The following is a 2,010-nucleotide window of genomic DNA, read 5'->3' on the forward strand; positions in this document are numbered from 1 at the left end:
AAAAAATTTTATTAATGTCAATAATTTTCACTGATGGCGGCATGAAGCTTTTAAGCTTTACAGTTTCCTCACTAACACTCAAAACACACCCTTTTATAAATTCATGACAAATCCGCTGGTCTTTACCTTTAACTTGTAAGCTGCAATCTACTTCAATGGCAACACCTTTTTTCTGTGCGGATTTAAGTTGCTTAAAAATACTCATTTCTCTCCACCTTGAATATTCGCTCAAACGCATTGAACCCATAGTAACAATAGATATGCGATAAATTCCCTAAAGGGATTGCAAAGATTTGTGCTGAAAAAGTTAAATATTCTTAAGATTCATGCAGAGTAACTGTGAACCAAGCTTCTTGCTATTTTGAAAATTCAATACAATGATCTGTTGGTTGAGGAGTAATCGTCATGACTTTGACTTCTTTTGGCGTTTCAAACCGATGCCAAGTGCTTTTAGGAACAACAATAAGCTCGCCTTGTTTGAGTAAATTTGCAGACTCACAACCAGCATCAGATAATAGTAGTATTATAGTTGTCTCCCCCTCAATAACTTGAACCAATTCATCTCCATGAGGGTGGCGTTCTCACTCGCTATTGCCACGGTAATGTGCAATAAAAATACCACCGTTACGATACTCTGCCAACTGGCTAAAGTATTGCACTGGTGGATGATCTATCATATTTGGCGTTCTATTTTCTAAAAGTTTTAAGGATTTAAATGAATTTTGAATAGATATAGCTCTTTTTTTAGTCATAAATGTTTACATTCCTTTGCTTTTCTCCTTGATGGTATGGTTAATTTAGAAGTCAGTCAATAACCGCTGTACTTCTCCTGGCACAATAGACTCTTTTTGCACGCGCTTATAATTTTTATTTGCGTCCAAATCATTAACTTCTTCGCCATTGGTCAGCTGAAATTTCTCATGATAATAGTCTGCTTTATAAGCATTTTCTTTTTTTAACACATACACCGCATACCAACGTGAAGCACTCTTATGATTTTTTGAGTTAAATGATTTGACTAGCTGAGTCATACTATCTTGACGCCAAACAATCAAAACAGATTTTCCAGAGTTGTGTTTTAGCCACCAAACAGCATGATCATGTACAACTTGCACACCTGGATAATAGTCACCATCATGAGGTAAGCCTTGATAGTTTGTCTCAAACCCAACCCCATCAAAGTACATTACATCCCTATTCTTTCGAATAGTTTCAAGCTGAGCCGTATCATTTAGATCTTTTAAATATTTAATTCTTTCATTGTGGTAGTGGTCACCTTTGCCACCAGGACCTGGCATATTTTCATATTGATGGTTTTTATCCGTTACAAAATACAGCAATGCAGTATAAAAAGGTCGATTTGTATCGTCAGCTGTAAATACACTTCCTACTGGACATATACTATTTTTGAAAGAAAAGCACTTAGAGCTTGCCGATTTAAAATTGCATGAATAAATCCACTATGACTCAAGTAATATTGCTTATCACTTAAATTTGTATCTTGGCCATGCCTGATAATAATCGTCGCTTGGTTACAAGCGGTCGCATTTAAAATAGAGATATAACACACCATCAGCAACATTAAGGAAAGCTTAATTATCTTACTAGTATCCATTATCACCTCATAATATTTAATATATTCACGGTAAAAACAGTTAAAAATCAATAACAAATAATATTTATTATATATTTATATAAGAAAGCTAATATAGCTTATATTTTTTTCTAAAACAAATTTTCTCGGCTGCTACTAAGGCTCAGCTCACATAGTGATTGCGGCAGGCAACACAGAGTGTCTTTTAAAACAGTAATTCCGAGCGAGCATTCGTATTGACTACACCCTTGCCACTTTCTCCCAAGCTAAACCATCAATCGATTTACGCATATCACAGTATGTCGTTGCCAGATAAATCTTAGTGGATGATGGCAATCTCATTGAACATGGTTAGCCACATTGAGTACCTTGAGTAAAGTGCGCTCATCAAAATCGGGAGAGAGAATCAATTCATC

Annotated in this window: 4 protein-coding genes and 1 pseudogene; all 5 read right to left on the reverse strand. The window is 35.4% G+C overall.

What is annotated here, in order from left to right:
- Window positions 1-205, reverse strand: a 205-nt coding sequence (locus BGC07_RS20375; protein WP_158006826.1) for a hypothetical protein, incomplete at its 3' end; no start/stop codon positions are given.
- A gap of 151 nt (window positions 206-356) precedes the next feature.
- A pseudogene (locus tag BGC07_RS21060) lies at window positions 357-566 on the reverse strand (hypothetical protein); the annotation flags it as partial.
- A 15-nt stretch (window positions 567-581) separates the two neighbouring features.
- Window positions 582-752 (reverse strand): hypothetical protein, encoded by a 171-nt coding sequence (locus tag BGC07_RS21065; RefSeq protein ID WP_201258084.1) that lies wholly within the window; start codon window positions 750-752, stop codon window positions 582-584.
- Window positions 753-797: 45 nt separating this feature from the next.
- On the reverse strand, window positions 798-1,298 hold the full coding sequence (locus tag BGC07_RS01390) for a hypothetical protein (protein ID WP_139121575.1): 501 nt from the start codon (window positions 1,296-1,298) through the stop codon (window positions 798-800).
- Window positions 1,299-1,387: 89 nt separating this feature from the next.
- Window positions 1,388-1,615 (reverse strand): hypothetical protein, encoded by a 228-nt coding sequence (locus BGC07_RS20380; RefSeq protein ID WP_069311668.1) that lies wholly within the window; start codon window positions 1,613-1,615, stop codon window positions 1,388-1,390.
- Between the last annotated feature and the right edge of the window lie 395 nt (window positions 1,616-2,010).

Source organism: Piscirickettsia litoralis (assembly GCF_001720395.1).
GTDB classification, from domain to species: Bacteria; Pseudomonadota; Gammaproteobacteria; order Piscirickettsiales; family Piscirickettsiaceae; genus Piscirickettsia; species Piscirickettsia litoralis.